Origin of the sequence: Paraburkholderia piptadeniae (assembly GCF_900007165.1) — a bacterium.
Taxonomy (GTDB): Bacteria; Pseudomonadota; Gammaproteobacteria; order Burkholderiales; family Burkholderiaceae; genus Paraburkholderia; species Paraburkholderia piptadeniae.
Window position 1 is genome coordinate 1 of sequence record NZ_CYGY02000194.1, and the last position, 659, is coordinate 659.

The 659-nt window shown below is 62.2% G+C and carries 1 pseudogene; it reads left to right on the forward strand.

Annotated elements, in window-relative coordinates:
* Positions 1-439: 439 nt before the first annotated feature.
* Positions 440-659: pseudogene (locus BN2476_RS44315) on the forward strand (energy transducer TonB); the annotation flags it as partial.

A 659-nucleotide genomic window follows, 5' to 3' on the forward strand; every position in this document is an offset into this window, starting at 1 on the left:
GAGCGCGGCCGCCAGCGCGATGGAGCGGCGTGGTCTTCGGTTGGGAATGCGTGTCTCCAGCATTGTTGTACTCCGTTGTGAAATCGCTGCGCCGCGATGGTTCGCGTCATTGGTTCAAAGTATCCCACTGGGCGATTGTTTGACAACGAACATCGGACGGGAGAATTTCCCGAATTGACCCACGGCGCGAGCCGCTGGTTCTAAAACCCTGGGTGCGGGAGGACAATGAACGTGGAGGTGGCCGTCGGTTGCGAACCAAACGGATGCCGCGAATAGTGCTGGCGATTGATGCTGGCGATTAGTGCTGGCTAATGATGCTGGCGATTAGTGCCGGCTAATGATGCTGGCAAATGACGCCGGCGAATGACGCCGGCAAATGAGCCCAAGCCTGGCCGCGATATCGATGCTGCAAGTTGCCATAGCGAACCCCGCAAACCCTATGATCTCCGCGACGCGGTATCGTCGGGTTCTGCTCGTGCTGGGCGCCGTGATCGGCGCGCATCTGGCTTTGCTGGTCGTGACGCTCGCGACACGCGACAGAACTGTCGAGCGGCCAGTCGAACCGCCCACGATCACCGCCGTGCTGCTGAGCCCGGAACCCCAACCGCCGATACCCGCCGCGCCTGCTGCGGTGGTCCCACCAACGCCGCCTGCCGCCG